Below are 19,087 nucleotides of genomic sequence, written 5' to 3'. Positions count from 1 at the left end.
CAAACGCGCGCCCGCAAAGAAGATCGCGAACGGACGCGACGATGCAGGATGGGAGGAATTCTGACGGGAGAGCGGGAGCTGGTCAGGCCGAGACCAGGCTGTGCTCGCCTGCGCGCAAGCGGGCTACGTCGCGCAGCGGCGGCGCACCGAACAGGCGGCTATATTCCCGGCTGAACTGCGAGGGGCTCTCATAGCCGACCCGGAACCCGGCTGAAGCCGCATCCAGCGCGGCGCTCAGGATCAGCCGGCGCGCCTCCTGCAGGCGCAGCTGCTTCTGGTATTGCAGCGGGCTCATCGCGGTGACGGCCTTGAAATGCTGGTGCAGGGCCGAGGGGCTCATCCGCGCCTGTGACGCCACCGTCTCGAGGTCGAAGGACTTGTCGTAATTGCGCTTGATCCAGCCGATCGCGCGGTTGACCTGCTGCAGCTTGCTTTCGCCAAGCGCGATCTGACGCAGACGCCCGCCGGCCTCGCCGCCGAGCAGGCGGTAAAGGATCTCGCGCTCGGCCAGCGGCGCGAGAATGGCGATGTCGGCCGGCGTCTCCAGCAACCGGACCAGCCTAGTCAGCGCGTCGAGCAATGCCGGCGTCACCGGATCGAGCGCCAGTCCGGAGCCTGGGGCCGCGGCGGATGCCGCGCCCGAGGGATCGGCCTCCAGCATCAGGGCGCCCAGCACGCCGGGATCGAGATCGAGCCGGATGCAGAGATAGGGCGCCTCGAGGCTGGCCTCGATGACCTGGCCGACCACCGGCAGGTCGACCGAGACGATGAGATAGCGCGTCGCGTCATAGCGATAGACCCGCTCGCCCAGCATGACCTGCTTGGCGCCCTGGACGATGATGCAGACCGCCGGCTCGTGCAGCGCGTGCAGCGGCTCGGTCGGCTGCGCCGAGCGGATCAGGAACAGGCGCGGGATCGCGGTCTGATGCATTCCGTCCTGCGGCGCCAGGCCGCTGACGAGCGCGGCGAGCTCCTGCTGGCGATCCATGTCTCAGTCCTCTGCCTTGCCTTGCGACGCCGGGTCACCGCCCAGCACCTGGGCTTTCATATAATGAAACCTGCCCTGCCGACCATGCCCGCGCCTCACTCCTGGAGAATCGGGCAATCTTCGCGGCGCATCGGTCTACCGCCCATCGCCTCGGCCGAGCCATCTTCCGCTCACACCGGACGGCGCAGCGCCGCTGGCCCCAGAAGCGGGAGATTTTCATGTCCGAACTCGACAACAAGGTCGTCGCCATCACCGGCGCCAGCAGCGGCATCGGCGAAGCCACGGCCCGCGTCCTCGCCCGCAAGGGCGCCCGGGTCGTCCTCGGCGCGCGCCGCACGGAGCGGCTGGCGGCACTCGCCGCCGCGATCGAGGCGGAGGGCGGCAACGTGCGCTACATGGCGCTCGACGTCACCGAGGCGAACAGCGTCGCCGCCTTCCTCGCCTTCGCCCAGAAGGAATTCGGCCGGCTCGACGTCGTCGTCAACAATGCCGGCGTGATGCCGCTGTCCCCGCTCGCAGCGCTCAAGCTCGACGAGTGGAACCGGATGATCGACGTCAATATCCGCGGCGTGCTGCATGGCATCGCCGCGGGGCTGCCGATCATGAAGCGCCAGGGCTCCGGCCAGTTCATCAATCTCTCCTCGATCGGCGGACATGCGGTCTATCCGACGGCCGCGGTCTACTGCGCGACAAAATATGCGGTGCTGGCGATCTCGGAGGGCTTGCGCCAGGAGCACAGCGACATACGTGTGACAGTGATCTCGCCCGGCGTGACCCGTTCCGAACTGGCTTCGACGATCACCGATACGGGCGCGCAGGCCGCAATGGCCGAATTCCGCCAGGTCGCAATCGAGCCGGACGCAATCGCCCGGGCCATCGCCTTCGCGATCGCCGAACCCGGCGATGTCGATGTCAGCGAGATCATCATGCGCCCGACAGCGAGCGCCTACTGACCGCTTTATGCGGGCGTCGCAGCTATACCGCTGCGCCGCCGACCAAACTATCTATGAGGAGACCCGATCATGGCATTCACCCAGATCGTCCAGGCGCTCGGTGCCTTCACCGCCCGCGTCATTCCCGCCGCGAAGCCGGCACGCCCGCTCGAGATCGATCTCGACCTGCCGGCCCGGCTCAGCCCCGCCGAGCGGGCCGCGATCGGTACCTGGATCACCGAGGACGGCGCGATGCAGCTCGAGCTGCGCCGCGATGGCCGTTTCGACAAGACCAAGGCCGCCGAGCAGGTCCGGTATCGCGGCCGCTACGAGGTCGATGACAACCGGCTCTATTTCGAGGGCGACAGCGGCACCGTCGCGCTCGGACAGCTGCGCCGCGGCGTGCTCGACATCGGCGAGAAGCGCTTCCGCAAGGCCGCCTGAGGGCGAATTCAGGCTTCAGCGGGACCACTATCCGGTCCCGCTGACGCATCCCGCTAGAGCAATTCCGCGTTCTTCGAATCGCGGAATTGCTCTATCTCTTTGTTTTATCGCATTTTCTTCACGCGAACCGGTACCCACTTCGCTCGAAAATGCTCTAGTAACCCACCGTGAAACGCCGGCGCGAATGCGCCGGCGTTTCCACTTCATCGACCAGCGCGACGGCGTAATCCTCGGCCGAGATCGCGCTCTTGCCCTGGGCATCGACCAGGAGCTGGTCGCCGCCGAGCCTGAACGTGCCGGTGCGCTCGCCCGGCTGGATCAGCGCCGAGGGCGACAGGAAGGTCCAGTCGAGCCCGGTCTCGCCCTTCAGCAGGTCGAGGAAGGCGCCGCCCTTCTTGGCTTCGGCGTGATAGATCTGCGGGAAGTCTGGCGTATCGAAGAGCTGCTTGCCCGGCGCGACCTCGAGGCTGCCGGCGCCGCCGACCACGAGATAGCGCTTCACGCCGGACTGCCTGACGGCGGCGAGCAGGGTCGCCGGATCGCTGGCGGTAAAATGCACGGCGCTGATCACGGCGTCGTGACCGGCGAGCAGCGCGGCGAGGCCGTCGCGATCGAAGACGTCGCCCTTTTTCGCCGTCACGCCGGGCGCAGCCTGGACCTTGTCGGGATTGCGGCTGATCGCGGTGACCTGATGGCCACGGGCGGTGAGTTCGGCGAGAAGGCGCGAGCCGATGAAGCCGGTGGCGCCAATGAGTGCGATGTTCATGGAGATCTGCCTTCCAAGATAGTATCTTTCAGGAACCAACATCCTGTGCGATACCAGATGGCGCATGTGCGAAAGGCCGTAAAGAAGGCACCTTCGCGCGACATGGTCACTTTCAGGAAACCGCGATGCTGCAGCGCCCGGACGCTTTCAACGCGCAATGCCCGACCCGGCAGGTCCTCGACCGCATCGGCGACAAATGGGCGGTGCTGATCCTGATCCTGCTCGAGCAGGAGACATTGCGCTTCAACGCGCTGCGCCGGCGCATCGACAGCATCTCGCAAAAGATGCTCTCGCAGACGCTGAAGAGCCTGGAGCGCGACGGGCTGATCAGCCGCGCGGTGTTCGCGACCGTTCCCGTGACCGTGGAATATGCGCTGACGCCGCTCGGCCGTACGCTGGCCCGCACGGTGCAGGGGCTGACGCTCTGGGCCGAGGCGCATATCGCGGAGGTGCAGGACGCCCAGCGGCGCTATGACCGCGGCGAGACGGCGGCGGACCATGTCCGGAGCGAGCACGCCGGCTGAATCTTGGCCAGGCGCAACGCCGGATCGTCGCCACACCTGCCGAACCGGCACCGCCCTGACGCGTTCCTCATCGGACGACCCGGCATCCGGGCCGAGCGATGGAGCGAGCCATGCCTGCGAAAGCCGGCGCCAGGACGGGACGGCGCAGCGCCAAGCGCGATTTTCCGCTCAGCCGCGTCCGCTATTTCCTCGAGCCTGGCCCGATCGTGCTGGTCTCCTCGAAATGGCAGGGGCGGACCAATATCATGACGATGGGCTGGCATATGGTGATGGCGTTCTCGCCATCGCTGGTCGCCTGCCTGATCTCGAGCGGCAATCACAGCCATGACATGATCCGCGGCAGCGGCGAGTGCGTCATCAACCTGCCGACGACCGAGCTGACCGAGCAGGTGATCGGCATCGGCAACAGCTCCGGCAGCGAGATCGACAAGTTCAAGGAGTTCGGGCTGACGGCCGAGAAGGCGAGCGAGGTCGCGGCGCCCCTGATCCGCGAATGCCATGCGAATTTCGAATGCCGCCTGCATGACGAGGCGCTGATCAGCCGGTACGACGTCTTCGTCTTCGAGGTGGTGAAGGCGCATGCGCGGCCTGAGCCGAAACATCCCGAGACGCTGCACTACAAGGGCGACGGCGTGTTCATGGTCGCCGGCACGGTGATCGATCGCAGCTCGCTGTTCCGCGCGTCGATGCTGTGAGGCGCCAGCGCGATCGGCGCGCTGGCCTTTCGCCCAGTTTCGTGTATATCCCGCCCCAACCGGCCCTTGCGGCCGGCTGCGCACCCTCTCCGTGATGAGATGGCTGCGGGCTTCGGACCTTGCTGGACGACATCCCGGCCTGGCCCGCCAGATCAACATCCAACCGAAGGATCACACGATGTCGATTACGCCTGAGCGCAAGACCGCGCTCATGAAGGAACATGCCACCAAGCCGAACGACACCGGCTCGCCGGAGGTCCAGGTCGCGATCCTGACGGAGCGCATCAACAACCTGACCGGCCATTTCAAGTCGCATGTCAAGGACAACCATTCGCGTCGCGGCCTGCTCAAGATGGTCTCGCAGCGCCGTTCGCTGCTCGACTATCTCAAGAGCCGGAACGAGGCGCGCTACAGGTCGCTGATCGAGAAGCTCGGCATCCGCCGCTGATCGATCGCAGATACGTCCCGCCCGGCGCCGATCGGTTCCGGGCGGCTTTTCCAAAAGCGGGATGGCAAGGGCCGCAAACCGGCCCTCGACGACATCTCGCTGCAATTCCAGGGTCTCGCCGCAATGGTGCGGCGCCCTGACTCCAACGCGGCGGCCGCATGGGCGGTGCGTCGCTGGCTTCCGCCGGACGCCCCGACGTCCATGGCAGGATCGCCGAGCGCTCGGGCGCCATCGTCTTCGCCTCCCGAGCTTTCCGCCGTCTTGCCCATGGGCTTGAGACGTCCGGACGGATGCCGCATCCGACCGAAAGAAAATCCATGTTCGACATCCAAACCGAAGAGCTGATCTGGGGCGGGCGCAAGCTCGTGCTCGAAACCGGCAAGATCGCCCGCCAGGCCGACGCCGCCGTGCTCGCGACCTATGGCGAGACCGTCGTGCTCGCGACCGTCGTCTCCGCCAAGTCGCCCAAGGCCGGGATCGACTTCTTCCCGCTGACCGTGAACTACCAGGAAAAGACCTTCGCCGCCGGCCGCATTCCCGGCGGCTATTTCAAGCGCGAAGGCCGCCCGACCGAGAAGGAGACGCTGGTCTCGCGCCTGATCGACCGGCCGATCCGCCCGCTCTTCGTCGAGGGCTACCGCAACGAGACGCAGGTCGTCTGCACCGTGCTGCAGCATGACCTCGAGAACGATCCCGACATCGTCGCGATGGTCGCGGCCTCCGCCGCGCTGACGCTCTCCGGCGTGCCCTTCATGGGCCCGGTCGGCGCTGCCCGCGTCGGCTATTTCGACGGCGCCTACAAGCTCAATCCGCTGGTCGACGAGATCAAGGAATCGCAGCTCGACCTCGTCGTCGCCGGCACGCCCGACGCCGTCCTGATGGTCGAGTCGGAGGCCAAGCAGCTCTCCGAGGAGATCATGCTCGGCGCCGTGATGTTCGGCCACAAGCACTTCCAGCCGGTGATCGACGCCATCATCCGCCTGGCCGAGAAGGCCGCCAAGGAGCCGCGCGACTACACCCCGGCCGACAATTCCGTCGTGCTCGACGCCGTGCTGAAGCTTGTCGATGCGGATATCCGCGCCGCCTACAAGATCACCACCAAGGCCGAGCGCTACAAGGCTCTCGACGAGGCCAAGGCCAAGGTCGCTGCGCTGATCTCGGACACGCCGGACGGCAAGACCACCTTCACCAAGGAGCAGGTCGGCGGCCAGTTCAAGGAAGCCCAGGCCAAGGTCGTGCGCTGGACCATCCTCGATGATGGCGTCCGCATCGACGGCCGCGACCTCAAGACGGTCCGCAAGATCGTCTCGGAAGCGGGCATCCTGCCGCGAACCCACGGTTCGGCGCTGTTCACCCGCGGCGAGACCCAGGCGCTGGTCGTGACCACGCTGGGCACCGGCGACGACGAGCAGTATATCGACTCGCTGGAAGGCACCTACAAGGAGACCTTCCTGCTGCACTACAACTTCCCGCCCTATTCGGTTGGCGAAGCTGGCCGCATGGGTTCGCCCGGCCGCCGCGAGATCGGCCATGGCAAGCTCGCCTGGCGCGCGATCCGCCCGATGCTGCCGGCCAAGGCGGAGTTCCCCTACACGATCCGCGTCGTCTCGGAGATCACCGAGTCGAACGGCTCCTCCTCGATGGCGACCGTCTGCGGCACCTCGCTGGCGCTGATGGATGCCGGCGTGCCGCTCAAGGCGCCGGTCGCCGGCATCGCCATGGGCCTCATCCTGGAAGGCGAGCGCTTCGCGGTGCTCTCCGACATCCTCGGCGACGAGGACCATCTCGGCGACATGGACTTCAAGGTCGCCGGCACGGCCGAGGGCATCACCTCGCTTCAAATGGACATCAAGATCGCCGGCATCACCGAGGAGATCATGAAGGTCGCCCTCGACCAGGCCAAGGGCGGTCGCGACCACATCCTCAGCGAGATGAACAAGGCGCTGTCGGCCTCGCGCGGCCAGCTCGGCGAGTATGCCCCGCGCATCGAGACGATGAAGATCCCGGTCGACAAGATCCGCGAAGTCATCGGCTCCGGCGGCAAGGTCATTCGCGAGATCGTCGAGAAGACCGGTGCGAAGGTCAACATCGAGGATGACGGCACCATCAAGATCGCCTCGGCCGACGGCAAGTCGATCGAAGCCGCGATCAAGTGGATCAAGTCGATCGTCTCGGAAGCCGAGCCGGGCATGATCTATGACGGCACCGTCGTGAAGATCATGGAGTTCGGCGCCTTCGTGAACTTCTTCGGCGCCAAGGACGGGCTGGTTCATATTTCGGAGCTGGCCGCGGCCAGGGTCCAGAAGGTCTCGGACGTCGTCAAGGAAGGCGACAAGGTCAAGGTCAAGTTCCTCGGCCAGGACGAGCGCGGCAAGATCCGCCTCTCGATGAAGGTCGTCGACCAGGAGACCGGCGAGGACCTTACCGAGAAGCTCAAGGCCCAGCGCGATGCGGAGAAGAACCGGGAGCGCGGCGCCGCCGAGTAAGCCTTTCGCGATTCACGTGAAACGGAACGCCCCGCATCGCAGGATGCGGGGCGTTTTTGTTTTGGGGTCAGCTCTAGCGTCATTGCGAGCGCAGCGAAGCAATGCAGAGCCATGGAGCGCGCCCCTCTGGATTGCTTCGTCGGTCATGCCTCCTCGCAATGACGGCAAGCCGCATCTCGGCACTGGCGCCTCGGTTCGATTTCGAATAGTCTAGACTTATCGATCTCGGAGACCGGCATGCCCGACCACAGCATCACTTCGCTCGACGCGCTTGCCGCGCTCTACACCAGCCCCATCGCCCCGGCCTCCATCGCCAAGGAGATCGACCATGTCGATGCGAACTACGCGGCGCTGATCGCAGCCTCGCCATTTTTCGTGCTCGCGACCAATGGTCCGGACGGCCTGGATTGCTCGCCGCGCGGGGATCTGCCGGGCTTTGTCACGGTCCGGGACGCGAAAACGCTCCTGATTCCGGACCGAAGAGGCAATAACCGCCTGGATTCATTGAAGAATATCCTGTTCGACGATCGAATCGGAATGCTCTTCCTGGTGCCCGGTTACGGCGAGACGCTGCGCGTTAATGGACGCGCGTCTCTCTCCAGCGACCCTGGGTTGTGCGAGGCCTTCGAGATGGCCGGAAAGCTGCCGGCCTGCGTCATCGTGGTGAAAGTCGAGAGCGTCTACTTCCAGTGCTCGCGCGCCGTGGTCCGCGCCGACCTCTGGAACCCGGCCGGGCATGTCGACCGGCGCGCGCTGCCGAGCGCCGGCCAGATCCTGCGCGACATCACGGCACGGAACGACGCGATCGAGACCTTCGACGGCGAGGCCTATGACAGGGCGCTGCCGGCGCGGGTGAAGGCAACGCTGTATTGAGGTGCGGTTTCCCCTTCTCCCCTCGGGGGAGAAGGTGGCAGCGCGCAGCGCTGACGGATGAGGGGAGCCCCACCCGTAGAAATAAGAAAGGGCCGCTGACGCGACCCTTCCCTCATCCGTCTGCTTCGCAGACACCTTCTCCCCCGAGGGGAGAAGGTCGCTCTCACAGCAGCCCTTCGTTCCCCGCCAGCGTCTTCAGGCTGATATCCGGCCGGGCGCCGACATGGCTGATGATCTCGCCCGCCGCCAGCGCGCCGAGGCGCAGGCTGTCGCGGACCTCGCGGCCCGAAGTCAGGCCATAGAGGAAGCCGGCGGCGAAGAGGTCGCCCGCGCCCGTCGTGTCGACAATGCGCTCGACCGGGAAGACCGGCTCGGCGATGATCCCGTCCGGCGTCACCGCCAGCGCGTCCTTCTCGGAGCGGGTCACGGCGGCGACGATGTTCTCCGCGCGCAGAGCCGCGAGCGCGGTGTCGAAATCGGCGGTCTGGTAGAGGCTCTTCAGCTCCGCCTCGTTGGCGAAGACGATATCGACCAGCCGGTTGCGGATCAGACCGAGGAACTCGTCGCGGTAGCGATCGACGCAAAAGGAATCCGACAAGGTGATGGCGACGCGCCCACCGGCCGCATGGGCGAATTCGGAAGCCTTGCGGAAGGCCTCCTTGGCCGCCGGCGGGTCCCAGAGATAGCCCTCGAGATAGACGATCTCGGCGTCCTGCACCGCCGCCTTGTCGACATCGGCCACCGTCAGGCCCTGGCAGGCGCCGAGATAGGTGTTCATCGTGCGCTCTCCATCGGGCGTGACGATGATGAAGGAACGCGCCGTGGCGGGCCCTTCGCTGGCGAAACCGGTGTCGAAGGCGACGCCGAGCGAGGTCAGGTCGTGCTTGTAGAGCTTGCCGAGCTCGTCCTGCTTGACCTTGCCGATGAAGGCGCCCTTGCCGCCGAAGGACGCGAGCCCGGCGATGGTGTTCGCCGCCGAGCCGCCGGAGACGATCTTGCTCGGGCCCATCGCCGCATAGAGCGTCTCGGCGCGATCCTCGTCGATCAGCATCATCGCGCCCTTGGTCAGCTCATGGGCGATCAGGAAATCCTCCTCGGCCGAGGCGAAGACATCGACGATGGCGTTGCCGAGGGCGAGAACATCGGTGCGCTTGGCGGTCATGAGGATTTCCGGGAACAGTTGAGACAGGTGACGCGGCGTGTCGCATCCGCCGCAGCGGGGGTCAAGCCGGCGCTTCAGCTGCGCCCGCGCCGGGCCGCCGCTTCGTCGATGATCGCGGCGAGCCGCTGGAGGTCCTGCGGCTCGAGCGCCGCGATCTCGCGCGAGAGCCGGTTGGCGAAGAGCGTCGCCTCAGGCTCGAGCCCGGCGGTGTCGATCGTGACGCGCGGATGCGAGAGATCGGCAAGGCGGATGAGCTCGTCGGCCTCGTCCCAGATCACGCCGAGGACATGGATCACGCCCTGGATCAGAGTGAAGGTCGGCCGGCCGCGCTTGCCATGCTCCAGCGCCGAGAGATAGGCCGGCGTCACGCCGAGCGCCGCCGCCATCTCGGCAAGCGTGACGCCACGCACGGCCCGCAATGCACGGACGCGCTGGCCGAACGGGGTCACGGCTCGCGCTCCCGGCTGCGGCGCAGGCGAATATAGAGTGCGCCCGCGCCGCCATGGCGCTGCTCGGCCTCCTCGAAGCCGACGACGAGCGGGCGCAGGTCGGGCAGGCGCAGCCAATGCGGCACGCTGCGGCGAAGCACGCCGCGCTCCTCGCCGAACAGCGCGTCACCCGCGGCGCCCTTGCCGGTCACGACCAGCACCAGTTTGGTGCCGCGCGCCTGCTCGCGGCGCAGGAAGCCGCGCAGGGCGGCATGGGCCTCGTCCTGGCGCAGGCCGTGCAGATCGATGACGGCCTCGACGGATTGGGTGCCGCGGCGCAATTGCGTGCGCAGGCGGCGTTCGAGCGGTGCGAGCGGCGGCTGGGCCGGTCTTGCAACGGTAAGCTTGGCTGCCATGACGAGAACGGGCGTCGCGGCATCGGTGGCCGGAGCCGCGGGCAGCGGCGGGTCGGGTTCCTCGGGCAGGGCGCGGCCGGCCAGCGGCTTGACCGAGCGGGCGACCTGACGCCATAGGGCGAGATCCGCCTCCGAGAGAATCTTGCCGCGCCGGCGCATGGCTCAGCGCGCCTCCGCGCGCGGCCAGAGCACGGTGAAATCGAAGCCATGACGGACCAGCCCGGCGCGATGCCCTGCCTCCGGCCCCGAGCCGACGAAGAGATCGACCCTGGCCGGGCCGAGGATCGCCGAGCCGGTATCCTGGGCGACCATCAGGCGCGCCAGCCGCTCCATGCCACCGGTGCCGCCCGGAATCTCGGCGTCGATCCAGGCCGGCAGGCCATAGGGCCAGATCGCGCGGTCGATCGCAATGCTGCGCAGCGCCGTCAGGGGCAGGCCGGCGCCGCCGATCGGCCCCGAATCCGGCGGGAGGTCGTCGTTGCGGGCAAAGAAGACGAAGGATCTGTTGAGCCGGATCAGGTCGCGCGCGAAATCGGCATCGGCCTTCAGCCGCGCCACCAGCCGGTCCATGGTCATTTGTGCCGGCGGGATGTTCTCGCGCTCGCTCAGCACACGTCCGAGCGAGGTATAGGGATGGCCGTTGCGGCCGGAATAGACCAGCCGCACCGTCTTGCCGTCCGGCAGGCGCACCCGGCCCGAACCCTGGACCTGCAGCACGAAGCGATCGACGGGATCGCGCAGCCAGAGGAGTTCGAGGCCCTGACCATCCAGGGCTCCATTCTCGATCGCGCCGCGCTCGGGGAAGGGTTCGAGGCCTTTCGCGGTCTTGCGCGCCGCCGAGAGAGCGGGGTCGACGCCCGGCCAGCCGTCGCCGGCCAGGCGCGTCACCAGATCGGCGGGGCGGCCGTAGAGCGGCGTCGGGAAGGCGGTGGTCCGCGTCAGCGAGCCCTCGAATTCCGGCTCGAAATAGCCGGTCATGAAGCCACGCTCGGCGCCTTCGGGCCGGATACGCCAGAAGCTGAAGCGCTCCTCGAAGAAGCGCCGTGCGGTCGCCCGGTCCGGCGCGCCGCCAGCGACCAGCCGTCCGGCCTCGGCGCAGGCGCCGGCAAGAGCGGGAGGAATCGGCGCGCCCTGGCGCAGCGGCGGATCGGCCGCGCAACCGGCGGCAAAGATGCGCAGCGCGACGCGGTGATCGTCGTCGCGCCAGCCTGGAAGCCTGTCGGGAGACACCACCTCGGCGCGCGCGCCAGGCGGCAAGGGAGGCGCGGCCGGAGCGCCGGTCATGGCCGCGAAGAACAAGCCGGCGGCCACAAGCGCGACGCGCCCGGCGCCATCGCTCACGCGCCGGCTTCGGTCGCGACCAGCAGCCAGTTCGGATCCCGGCTGCCGAGCTGACGCGAGAAGGTCCAGATGTCGTTGACCTCGGAGACCGCCTCGGCGCTGCCGTCGACGACCGCGCCCTGCGCGTCGCGGGTCACGCTGATCAGCTGCGAGACGAAGGCGATGGTCACCTGGGCCGACTTGCCCTTGACCTCGACGGCGTTGAGATCGGCCTTGTCGATCGAGACGAAGGAGGATTCGGCCTTCTCGCCGCGCTTCTCGCGATCGGTGATGGCCTGCTCGAAGCCGTCATAGACCTCCTTGGCGAGAAGGCCCTTCAGGGTCTTGCGATCACCACGGGCAAAGGCGGTGACGATGGTCTCGTAGGCCGATTTCGCGCCCTCCAGGAAATCGCGCGGCTCGAAGCCGGGCTCCTGGCGAATGACGGCCTCGATGCCAGCGATGATCGGGGAATCCGCCGGGGCGAGATCCTTCCAGCGCTCGGCGGCCGGCACGATGGTCGCGGCCGGATCATTGGCCGCGCCTGGCAGGCGAATGACGTTGTCGCGCTTGGCATCGGCCGAGGCCTGCTGATCGGGCCGCATCGGCGGCGTCTCGCGGCGGGCGAAGGGATCGGTCGGCGGCTGTTCGCTCCCGGTCTTCTGGCCAAGAACCGAGCGAAGCTTCCAGGCGACGAAAACGGCCAGAGCCAGGAAGACCAGAGTCGTCATGTCGAAGGAATTTTGCATCGAAAGCTGATCCGGGGCTCCAGTGACCGTTTCGCACACCGGCTCGACACGACGGTCGGCCGGCCGTCGCATGCCATATGGTGATCAAGGCTCGTAACATCCACCCCTTGGCTTGTGAAGGCGGCTTCTTGTGCCGGAGGGATGTCCATGATAGCCGACGCGGGCAAATGCACCGGAGAGCGGTGCGCGGTCCCGGACGCCGGCAGGGCGCGGGATTTCCGATAAAGCCCGCCAGATGATGATGGGACCGATGGCCAACGACATCCCCAACGGCAATGCCGCGAACGAGGCGAATGCCGCGCCCAGCATGAACGCCCTGATCCAGTACACCAAGGATTTCTCCTTCGAGAACCCCAAGGCGCCGCGCTCGCTGGGCCAGCAATCGGACCAGGGCCCGCAGATGTCGCTGCAGGTCAATGTCTCGACCTCGGCGATGTCCGAGACGGATTACGAGACGGTGCTGCAGCTTGAGGGCAAGGCCGTCCTGAACAACGAGACGCTGTTCGCCTTCGATCTTAGCTATGCCGGCGTGTTCCGGCTCATCAACGTGCCGCAGGAGCATATCCACCCGGTCCTGGTGATCGATTGCGCCCGCATGCTCTTCCCCTTCGCCCGCCAGATCATCGCGGAGGCGGTCCAGACCGGCGGCTTCCCGCCCTTCTACGTGCCCGCGATCGATTTCGCGGCGCTGTTCCAGCAGCGCATGCAGGAGCTCCAGGCGCAGCAGGGCACGCCCGACGCCTGAGCCCATTTACCAGTGACGGAATTTCCGGAAAGGGCCCTCGCGGGCCCTTTCTTGCATTTCATTCAATAGTCACGGACATCGCCCATCGTCTTGCGATCGGCGGGAGCGTTCTCCATCTGGCATAGCACTGGAAACGGGCGCCAGACCCTGCGCCCGCCTTTTGCCGTGCCGGAGACCCAATGGACCATCTTATGACGCTTGCCGCCGATCCCGCCGTCTGGGCGGCCCTCGGGGCACTGATCGCCATGGAGGTCGTCCTCGGCATCGACAACCTGATCTTCATCTCGATCCTGACCAACAAGCTCCCCGAGCATCAGCGCTCGCGCGGCCGCAAGATCGGCATCGCGCTCGCCCTGATCCTGCGGCTCGCCCTGCTCGGCACCGTCGCCTTCATCGTCCAGCTCACCGAGCCGGTCGTCTCGCTTTTCGGCAAGGCCTTCTCCTGGCGCGACTTCATCCTGATCGCCGGCGGCCTCTTCCTGGTCTGGAAGGCGACGACGGAAATCCATCACAAGGTCGATACCGATCACGGCCCCGACCTGTTCGACGGCGGCAAGGCGGCAGCGGTCACCTTCGGCGGCGTGATCTTCCAGATCCTGCTGCTCGACCTCGTCTTCTCGATCGACAGCATCATCACGGCGGTCGGCATGACCGAGCATGTGCCGGTGATGATGATCGCGGTGATCTTCGCCGTGCTGGTGATGCTGCTCGCTGCCGATCCGCTGGCGCAATTCATCGAGCGCAATCCGACGATCGTGATGCTGGCGCTCGGCTTCCTGCTGATGATCGGCGGCACGCTGATCGGCGAGGGCTTCGGCATGCATGTGCCCAAGGGCTATATCTATGCCGCCATGGCCTTCTCGGCCCTGATCGAGGGGCTGAACATGCTGTCGCGCCGCGCCAGCCGCGGCCGGAAGGGCTGAGGCGGCCGAACCGTTCAGCTTTCCTCGGTGATGCCGAGATAGCCCTTCCAGAGCGGCGCCTTGCCGAGTGTGAGGATGAACGCCTCATGCGCGGCAATGGCGGCCTCGTCGAGACGAGGGCTAAGCGGCCGCAGGCGCTGCGGCCGCTCGCTGAGCCCGGACAACCCGTTGCCCAGGCCAGCCGCCACGACGACGCCGAGACCGAGATCGGCCTGCTTGCCGCCGATCAGTTCGATATAGACCTCGGCCAGGATCTCGGAGTCGAGCAGGGCGCCGTGCTTGGTGCGCCTCGTATTGTCGATGCCGTAGCGCTGGCAGAGCGCATCGAGGCTGTTCGAGGCACCGGGATGCTTGCGCCGCGCCATCGCCAGCGTATCGACGACGAGCGTCGGTACGATCGGCCCGCGGCCGATGCGCTTCAGCTCCATGTTGAGGAAGCCGACGTCGAAGGCGGCGTTGTGGATCACCAGCCGGGCGCCATCGATGAAGGCGGCGAACTCCTCGGCGATCGTGGCGAAGACCGGCTTGTCGGACAGGAAGGCATCGGAGAGGCCGTGGACCCTGAAGGCGCCGTCGGACATCGGCCGCTCGGGATTGATGTATTGATGGTAGTTGCGGCCGGTCGGGCAATGATTGACCAGCTCGACGCAGCCGATCTCGACGATGCGGTCGCCGGCATTGGCTTCGACGCCGGTCGTTTCCGTGTCGAGGACGATCTCACGCATGTCCTGCCGCCTTGTCCTGGCCGCGCCGACCGGGCCGGCCGGCGAGCGCCTGCAGGATAGACCCGACCTGCCGCTCAGCGGCCAGCAGGCCTCGCGAGGTGTCCACAAGGAAGTGGGCGCGCCGGCGCTTCTCGGCATCCGGCATCTGGCGGGCAAGGATCGCATCGAGCTTTGCCGCCGTCATCTCCGGCCGGGCCAGAACCCTTGCGCGCTGGACATCGGCAGGCGCGGTGATCACCACGACCGCGTCGCAACGCGACTCGCCGCCGGTCTCGAGCAGAAGCGGAATGTCGAGGATTGCGATGTCCTCGCCAGCGGCGCGGCAGCACTCGATGAAGGCGACCTCGTCCTCGCGCACGAGCGGGTGAATCAGCGCCTCGAGGGCGTGCAACTTCTCCGGCTGGCCGACGACCGCGGCCGACAGCCTGGCACGATCGACGGCAGCGCCGACGACCGCGCCGGGAAAGGCGGCTGCGATCGGCGCCACCGCCCTGCCCCGGTACAGCGCATGGACGGCGGCATCGGCGTCATGCACCGGGATGCCGCGGGCCCGGAACATCGCCGAGGTCGTGGATTTCCCCATGCCGATCGAGCCGGTCAATCCGAGGATGAAGGTCATGCGAGATGAAGGATTGCGAGGCGAAGGGTCATAGCGCGTCCGTCGAATCAGGCGCGCAGGATATCCGCTTCCAGCCTCGCCCGCAGCGCCGGCGTCACCGCGGGCGTCACGCCGAACCAACGGGTGAAGCCGGGCACCGCCTGGTGCAGCAGCATGCCGAGCCCGTCGACGATGACGCCACCACGGCGTTCGGCCTCGTCGAGCAGGGCCGTGCGCAGTGGCACATAGACGATGTCGTCGACGATCGTGCCCGGACGCAGCCCGGCGAGGTCGAGCTCGAGCGGCGGCTGGCCCTTCATGCCGAGCGCTGTGGTGTTGACGATCAGGTCGGCCTCGGCGACCAGATCGTGCCGCTCGCTCCAGTCCCGGGCCTCGAGCGGAGAGCCCAACGCCAGCGCGAGCTCGCGGGCACGCGCCGCGCTGCGATTGACCAGGATGATCCGGCCGAGCCCGCGCGCCTTCAGGCCGTAGCCGATCGCTCGGGCAGCCCCGCCGGCGCCGAGGATGAGGGCCGTGCGGACATGGTCGGCCCAGCCCGGCACGCTCATGTCGAGATGGGCGAGGAAGCCGGCGGCGTCGGTATTGTCGCCATGGAGCCGGCCGCCCTCGCGCCAGATGGTGTTGACGGCGCCCATGGCGCTCGCGGTCTCGCTCGCCTCGTCGACCAGCCGCAAGGCCGCCTCCTTGTGCGGAACGGTGACGTTGCCGCCGGCATAATCACCGGCCCTGACACGAGCGAGAAAGGCGGCAAGCTCGCCCGGCGCCACGTCGATGCGGTCGTACGAGCCGTCGAGCCCATGCTCGGCGATCCAGGCGCCATGGATGAGCGGCGAGCGGGAATGGCCGATCGGATGGCCAATGACGAAGCAGCGGCGGGTCATGCAGCGGGATATCCGGATCAGCGGGCGAGAAGGCCCTGATCGCGCAGAGCGTCGAGGACGGCAAGGAGGGGCAGGCCGAGAACGGTGAAATGATCACCCTCGACCGACTTGAAAAGCTGGGCGCCGAGGCCCTCGAGCCGATAGCCGCCGACGCTGCCCAGCACCGCCTCGCCGGCGAGCGCGACATAGGCCGCGATGAAATCCGGCTCCAGGCGGCGCATCCTCAGCCGGGCGGCCTGGCTGCCCTCGGCCAGGATCTCGCCGTCATGGGCAAGGACGAAGGCCGAGTGGAGGACATGCTCGCGCCCGGCCAGCGCCGCGATCTGCGCGCTTGCCGCCGCCAGATCCCCTGGCTTGTGGAAGCTCCGTCCCTCGCAGATCAGGGTCTGGTCGGCGCCGAGGACATAGCGGCCCGGCTTCATCACCGAGACCGCGAGCGCCTTGGCACAGGCGAGCGCAGCAGCGACCGCCTCGCCCTGCACGCCTTGGGCCAGCAGCGGCGCCTCGGCGGCGCGCTCGTCGATATCGGGCCGAAGCGTCTCGACCGGCAGGCCGGCGGCGCGCAGCATCTCGGCCCGGGTCGCACTGCCGGAGGCAAGCAGAAGCGGCTGCGCCGCGCGCCAGAGCGAAGCCGTCATGTCGCGATGAACTTCATGCGGTGATCGCGCAGCAGGTCGAGGATGGCGGCAGCCGTCTCCTCGATCGAACGGCGCGTCACATCGATGACCGGCCAGCCCTTGCGGGCGCAGAGCTTGCGCGACTGGGCGATCTCGTCGGCAACGGCAGCGGGGTCGACATAGGGCGTCTCGTCATCGGCCTTCATCGAGAGCAGCCGGTTCTGGCGGATCTGGACGATGCGCTCGGCGCTGGCGACCAGGCCAACGACGAGCGGTTTCTTGAGCTGTTCGATCTCGGGCGGCAGCGGCACGTTCGGCACGAGCGGGACATTGGCGGTCTTGATGCCGCGATTGGCGAGATAGATGCTGGTCGGCGTTTTCGAGGTGCGGCTAATGCCGACGAGGATGATGTCGGCATTCTCGAGATCGCCGCCGAGCTGCCCGTCGTCATGCATCAGCGTGTAGTTCATCGCGTCGATGCGCCGGAAATATTCCGCGTTGAGCACGTGCTGCGCGCCCGGCCGCGGCGCCGCCGCCTGTCCGAGATAGGACTGGAAGAGTGAGAGCACGGGGTTCAGCACCGACAGGCAGGGGCAGCCGATCTCCTGGCAGAAGCTTTCGAGACGCTCCGACCATTCCGCCTCGACCAGCGTGTAGAGCACGACGCCCGGCGAGGATTCGATCTCGGCAAGCACGCGGGCGAGCTGCGCTTCCGAGCGCACCAGCGGATAGACATGCTCGATCGCCGAGACCGATTCGTATTGGGCGGCGGCGGCCCGGCTGACGGCGATCAGGGTCTCGCCGGTCGCATCGGAGACGAGGTGGAGGTGAAAATAGTTGCGCGCCACTTCAGCTCCTGGGGCTCTACGGTCACGCCACCTCTAACGCGCCGGCCCAGCAAAGGAAATCGCCGTTCGCCGGGCCAGCCGTCCGGACAGGCGGCATGAGCATCGGGCAGGCCATGGGGATGGATGTGGACAACCGGACGCGTCAGAACGGCTCTCGGGCCGCCCTGTATAACCCCCGGCAACGATCAACAGCCCGGACCATGTGGAGGCGCGTCGCGATGTTTCACGTGAATCATTTTTCGGCGCGGCGCGTCGTTCACGATTTGGAAAGGTTAAGAAACAGTTAAGCTCCGGGTGCCACCTTTCCGGTCTCGATCCTGGCATCTGCCCAGCCTGTGGACTGGTTGTGGACAGGCTTGGGTCGCGCTATCTGCCCCCCACCAAGAGTCAAAACAGAAGATTCTCTCTCAAGAATTATATTTGATTTAAGAGAGGACGGGTGACCGGAGTGGACATGGCAACGCGTGACGATTCTCTCTTCCTGCGCGCCCTGTCCGGTGAGACGCTTGCAAAGCCGCCGATCTGGCTGATGCGCCAGGCCGGCCGGTTCCTGCCGGAATACCGCGAGGTCCGCGCCAGGGCCGGTGGCTTTCTCGATCTCTGCTACAATCCGGATTTCGCCGCTGAGGTGACCTTGCAGCCGATCCGCCGGTTCGGCTTCGATGCGGCGATCCTGTTCTCCGACATTCTCGTCATTCCGCATGCGCTCGGCCAGAAGCTCTGGTTCGCAACGGGCGAAGGCCCGCGGCTCGAGCCGGTCGCTGACGCAAAGAGGCTTGGCGAGATCCATGAGGAGATCGACCAGGACGTGCTGGCGCCGGTCTACGAGACGGTCCGCCGGGTCAAGGCGGCACTGCCAGCGCAGACGGGCTTCATCGGCTTCTGTGGGGCACCCTGGACCGTGGCGACCTATATGGTGGCTGGACGGGGCACGCCGGATCAGGGTCCGGCCAAGGAGTTCTTTGCGCGCGACCCGGCCCTGTTCGGCGAGATGATCGATCGCCTCGTCATTGGCTCGGCCGCCTATCTGAATGCGCAGATCGAGGCCGGCGTCGATGTTGTGCAGATTTTCGACAGCTGGGCCGGCTCGCTTGGCGAGAGCGATTTCGAGCGCTGGTGCATCGCGCCGACCAGGCGGATCGTCGATGCGGTGCGGGCGCGCCATCCAGGCGTGAAGATCATCGGTTTCCCGCGTGGAGCCGGACGCCTGATCCCGGCCTATATTGCGGGGACGGGTGTCGATGCGGTCGGCCTCGAAACCGAGATCGATCGCAGCTTCGTTCGCGAGCAGATCCAGTCCCTCGTCCCGGTGCAGGGTCATCTCGATCCGCATGTGCTGCGCGCTGGCGGACCGGAGCTCGAGCGCGAGGTCGAGGCGATCCGTGCGGCATTCGGCGCAGGTCCGTTCGTCTTCAATCTCGGGCATGGCATTCTGCCGGATACGCCGATCGCGCATGTCGAGCGGCTGGTCGCGGCGGTCAGGGCCTGAGGGAGCGTA

The 19,087-nt window shown here is 67.0% G+C and carries 22 protein-coding genes; 10 read left to right on the top strand and 12 right to left on the bottom strand.

Features of this window, described 5'->3' with window-relative positions:
• Positions 1-82: 82 nt before the first annotated feature.
• Positions 83-988: an AraC family transcriptional regulator gene (locus ACTIF2_RS22525; protein WP_439499361.1), complete on the bottom strand. Its 906-nt coding sequence runs from the start codon at positions 986-988 to the stop codon at positions 83-85.
• Between the two features lie 218 nt (positions 989-1,206).
• Between ACTIF2_RS22525 and ACTIF2_RS22520 the strand changes: the two genes are divergently transcribed.
• Both ACTIF2_RS22520 and ACTIF2_RS22515 read left to right on the top strand, forming a co-directional pair.
• Positions 1,207-1,941 (top strand): SDR family oxidoreductase, encoded by a 735-nt coding sequence (locus ACTIF2_RS22520; protein WP_439499360.1) that lies wholly within the window; start codon positions 1,207-1,209, stop codon positions 1,939-1,941.
• A 69-nt stretch (positions 1,942-2,010) separates the two neighbouring features.
• The gene (locus ACTIF2_RS22515; protein WP_439499359.1) at positions 2,011-2,364 is read left to right on the top strand and encodes an Atu4866 domain-containing protein; all 354 of its coding nucleotides are present in this window, start codon (positions 2,011-2,013) and stop codon (positions 2,362-2,364) included.
• Between the two features lie 154 nt (positions 2,365-2,518).
• On the opposite strand, the gene ACTIF2_RS22510 is transcribed toward ACTIF2_RS22515, so the two are convergent.
• Positions 2,519-3,130, bottom strand: coding sequence for an NAD(P)-dependent oxidoreductase (locus ACTIF2_RS22510; RefSeq protein ID WP_439499358.1), 612 nt, complete (start codon positions 3,128-3,130; stop codon positions 2,519-2,521).
• Positions 3,131-3,255: 125 nt separating this feature from the next.
• Here ACTIF2_RS22510 and ACTIF2_RS22505 point away from each other — a divergent pair, with 125 nt between their 5' ends.
• The 5 genes from ACTIF2_RS22505 (at position 3,256) to ACTIF2_RS22485 (ending at position 8,156) form a co-directional block, all read left to right on the top strand.
• Positions 3,256-3,654: a winged helix-turn-helix transcriptional regulator gene (locus ACTIF2_RS22505; protein ID WP_439499357.1), complete on the top strand. Its 399-nt coding sequence runs from the start codon at positions 3,256-3,258 to the stop codon at positions 3,652-3,654.
• A gap of 110 nt (positions 3,655-3,764) precedes the next feature.
• Complete coding sequence (locus tag ACTIF2_RS22500; protein WP_439499356.1) at positions 3,765-4,349, top strand: flavin reductase family protein; 585 nt, start codon at positions 3,765-3,767, stop codon at positions 4,347-4,349.
• Between the two features lie 178 nt (positions 4,350-4,527).
• Positions 4,528-4,797 (top strand): 30S ribosomal protein S15, encoded by a 270-nt coding sequence (gene rpsO / locus ACTIF2_RS22495; RefSeq protein WP_439499355.1) that lies wholly within the window; start codon positions 4,528-4,530, stop codon positions 4,795-4,797.
• A 317-nt stretch (positions 4,798-5,114) separates the two neighbouring features.
• Positions 5,115-7,283, top strand: coding sequence for a polyribonucleotide nucleotidyltransferase (gene pnp / locus ACTIF2_RS22490; RefSeq protein WP_439499354.1), 2,169 nt, complete (start codon positions 5,115-5,117; stop codon positions 7,281-7,283).
• A gap of 237 nt (positions 7,284-7,520) precedes the next feature.
• On the top strand, positions 7,521-8,156 hold the full coding sequence (locus tag ACTIF2_RS22485; protein ID WP_439499353.1) for a pyridoxamine 5'-phosphate oxidase family protein: 636 nt from the start codon (positions 7,521-7,523) through the stop codon (positions 8,154-8,156).
• A gap of 163 nt (positions 8,157-8,319) precedes the next feature.
• On the opposite strand, the gene ACTIF2_RS22480 is transcribed toward ACTIF2_RS22485, so the two are convergent.
• The 5 genes from ACTIF2_RS22480 to ACTIF2_RS22460 form a co-directional block, all read right to left on the bottom strand.
• Entirely contained in the window at positions 8,320-9,318 is a 999-nt protein-coding gene (locus tag ACTIF2_RS22480; RefSeq protein WP_439499352.1) for an adenosine kinase, read from the bottom strand.
• 74 nt (positions 9,319-9,392) lie between these two features.
• Positions 9,393-9,767 carry a helix-turn-helix domain-containing protein gene (locus tag ACTIF2_RS22475; protein ID WP_439499351.1) on the bottom strand — a complete coding sequence of 125 codons (375 nt, stop codon included), beginning with the start codon at positions 9,765-9,767 and terminating at the stop codon, positions 9,393-9,395.
• Positions 9,764-10,321 carry a Smr/MutS family protein gene (locus tag ACTIF2_RS22470; protein WP_439499350.1) on the bottom strand — a complete coding sequence of 186 codons (558 nt, stop codon included), beginning with the start codon at positions 10,319-10,321 and terminating at the stop codon, positions 9,764-9,766. Before ACTIF2_RS22470 ends, ACTIF2_RS22475 begins: the two co-directional genes overlap by 4 nt.
• Positions 10,322-10,324: 3 nt before the next feature.
• Positions 10,325-11,503: a murein transglycosylase A gene (gene mltA / locus ACTIF2_RS22465; protein WP_439499349.1), complete on the bottom strand. Its 1,179-nt coding sequence runs from the start codon at positions 11,501-11,503 to the stop codon at positions 10,325-10,327.
• Entirely contained in the window at positions 11,500-12,231 is a 732-nt protein-coding gene (locus ACTIF2_RS22460) for a Tim44/TimA family putative adaptor protein (protein ID WP_439499348.1), read from the bottom strand. The genes mltA and ACTIF2_RS22460 overlap by 4 nt, the downstream gene beginning before the upstream one ends.
• Before the next feature lie 250 nt (positions 12,232-12,481).
• Here ACTIF2_RS22460 and secB point away from each other — a divergent pair, with 250 nt between their 5' ends.
• Complete coding sequence (gene secB, locus ACTIF2_RS22455) at positions 12,482-12,976, top strand: protein-export chaperone SecB (RefSeq protein WP_439499347.1); 495 nt, start codon at positions 12,482-12,484, stop codon at positions 12,974-12,976.
• A gap of 179 nt (positions 12,977-13,155) precedes the next feature.
• On the top strand, positions 13,156-13,899 hold the full coding sequence (locus ACTIF2_RS22450) for a TerC family protein (RefSeq protein ID WP_439499346.1): 744 nt from the start codon (positions 13,156-13,158) through the stop codon (positions 13,897-13,899).
• 14 nt (positions 13,900-13,913) lie between these two features.
• Here the strand turns inward: ACTIF2_RS22450 and dnaQ are convergent, their stop codons facing one another.
• From dnaQ to ACTIF2_RS22425, 5 genes are read right to left on the bottom strand one after another with little or no spacing between them, the layout of a single operon-like run.
• A complete protein-coding gene (dnaQ, locus tag ACTIF2_RS22445) occupies positions 13,914-14,624 on the bottom strand; it encodes a DNA polymerase III subunit epsilon (protein ID WP_439499345.1) in 711 nt (236 codons plus the stop codon).
• Positions 14,617-15,243, bottom strand: coding sequence for a dephospho-CoA kinase (gene coaE, locus ACTIF2_RS22440; RefSeq protein ID WP_439499344.1), 627 nt, complete (start codon positions 15,241-15,243; stop codon positions 14,617-14,619). The genes dnaQ and coaE overlap by 8 nt, the downstream gene beginning before the upstream one ends.
• A gap of 47 nt (positions 15,244-15,290) precedes the next feature.
• Positions 15,291-16,124 carry a shikimate dehydrogenase gene (locus ACTIF2_RS22435; RefSeq protein ID WP_439499343.1) on the bottom strand — a complete coding sequence of 278 codons (834 nt, stop codon included), beginning with the start codon at positions 16,122-16,124 and terminating at the stop codon, positions 15,291-15,293.
• Between the two features lie 17 nt (positions 16,125-16,141).
• Positions 16,142-16,762, bottom strand: a complete 621-nt coding sequence (locus ACTIF2_RS22430) for a Maf family protein (protein ID WP_439499342.1) — start codon at positions 16,760-16,762, stop codon at positions 16,142-16,144.
• Positions 16,759-17,589, bottom strand: a complete 831-nt coding sequence (locus tag ACTIF2_RS22425; RefSeq protein ID WP_439499341.1) for a pyruvate, water dikinase regulatory protein — start codon at positions 17,587-17,589, stop codon at positions 16,759-16,761. The genes ACTIF2_RS22430 and ACTIF2_RS22425 overlap by 4 nt, the downstream gene beginning before the upstream one ends.
• A gap of 454 nt (positions 17,590-18,043) precedes the next feature.
• Here ACTIF2_RS22425 and hemE point away from each other — a divergent pair, with 454 nt between their 5' ends.
• Entirely contained in the window at positions 18,044-19,078 is a 1,035-nt protein-coding gene (hemE, locus tag ACTIF2_RS22420; RefSeq protein WP_439499340.1) for a uroporphyrinogen decarboxylase, read from the top strand.
• Positions 19,079-19,087: the final 9 nt, after the last annotated feature.

This window comes from Allobosea sp., assembly GCF_051860145.1.
Lineage (GTDB): Bacteria > Pseudomonadota > Alphaproteobacteria > Rhizobiales > Beijerinckiaceae > Allobosea.
Note: the sequence above shows the minus strand (reverse complement) of the source record. Positions and strands in the feature narration are given on the sequence as shown.

Bases quoted from the DNA above. Each gene is read 5' to 3' on its own strand.
- ACTIF2_RS22525 (WP_439499361.1), bottom strand. From the start codon at position 988: ATGGATCGCCAGCAGGAGCTCGCCGCGCTCGTCAGCGGCCTGGCGCCG.
- ACTIF2_RS22520 (WP_439499360.1), top strand. From the start codon at position 1,207: ATGTCCGAACTCGACAACAAGGTCGTCGCCATCACCGGCGCCAGCAGC.
- ACTIF2_RS22515 (WP_439499359.1), top strand. From the start codon at position 2,011: ATGGCATTCACCCAGATCGTCCAGGCGCTCGGTGCCTTCACCGCCCGC.
- ACTIF2_RS22510 (WP_439499358.1), bottom strand. From the start codon at position 3,130: ATGAACATCGCACTCATTGGCGCCACCGGCTTCATCGGCTCGCGCCTT.
- ACTIF2_RS22505 (WP_439499357.1), top strand. From the start codon at position 3,256: ATGCTGCAGCGCCCGGACGCTTTCAACGCGCAATGCCCGACCCGGCAG.
- ACTIF2_RS22500 (WP_439499356.1), top strand. From the start codon at position 3,765: ATGCCTGCGAAAGCCGGCGCCAGGACGGGACGGCGCAGCGCCAAGCGC.
- rpsO (WP_439499355.1), top strand. From the start codon at position 4,528: ATGTCGATTACGCCTGAGCGCAAGACCGCGCTCATGAAGGAACATGCC.
- pnp (WP_439499354.1), top strand. From the start codon at position 5,115: ATGTTCGACATCCAAACCGAAGAGCTGATCTGGGGCGGGCGCAAGCTC.
- ACTIF2_RS22485 (WP_439499353.1), top strand. From the start codon at position 7,521: ATGCCCGACCACAGCATCACTTCGCTCGACGCGCTTGCCGCGCTCTAC.
- ACTIF2_RS22480 (WP_439499352.1), bottom strand. From the start codon at position 9,318: ATGACCGCCAAGCGCACCGATGTTCTCGCCCTCGGCAACGCCATCGTC.
- ACTIF2_RS22470 (WP_439499350.1), bottom strand. From the start codon at position 10,321: ATGCGCCGGCGCGGCAAGATTCTCTCGGAGGCGGATCTCGCCCTATGG.
- ACTIF2_RS22460 (WP_439499348.1), bottom strand. From the start codon at position 12,231: ATGCAAAATTCCTTCGACATGACGACTCTGGTCTTCCTGGCTCTGGCC.
- secB (WP_439499347.1), top strand. From the start codon at position 12,482: ATGGCCAACGACATCCCCAACGGCAATGCCGCGAACGAGGCGAATGCC.
- ACTIF2_RS22450 (WP_439499346.1), top strand. From the start codon at position 13,156: ATGGACCATCTTATGACGCTTGCCGCCGATCCCGCCGTCTGGGCGGCC.
- dnaQ (WP_439499345.1), bottom strand. From the start codon at position 14,624: ATGCGTGAGATCGTCCTCGACACGGAAACGACCGGCGTCGAAGCCAAT.
- coaE (WP_439499344.1), bottom strand. From the start codon at position 15,243: ATGACCTTCATCCTCGGATTGACCGGCTCGATCGGCATGGGGAAATCC.
- ACTIF2_RS22435 (WP_439499343.1), bottom strand. From the start codon at position 16,124: ATGACCCGCCGCTGCTTCGTCATTGGCCATCCGATCGGCCATTCCCGC.
- ACTIF2_RS22430 (WP_439499342.1), bottom strand. From the start codon at position 16,762: ATGACGGCTTCGCTCTGGCGCGCGGCGCAGCCGCTTCTGCTTGCCTCC.
- hemE (WP_439499340.1), top strand. From the start codon at position 18,044: ATGGCAACGCGTGACGATTCTCTCTTCCTGCGCGCCCTGTCCGGTGAG.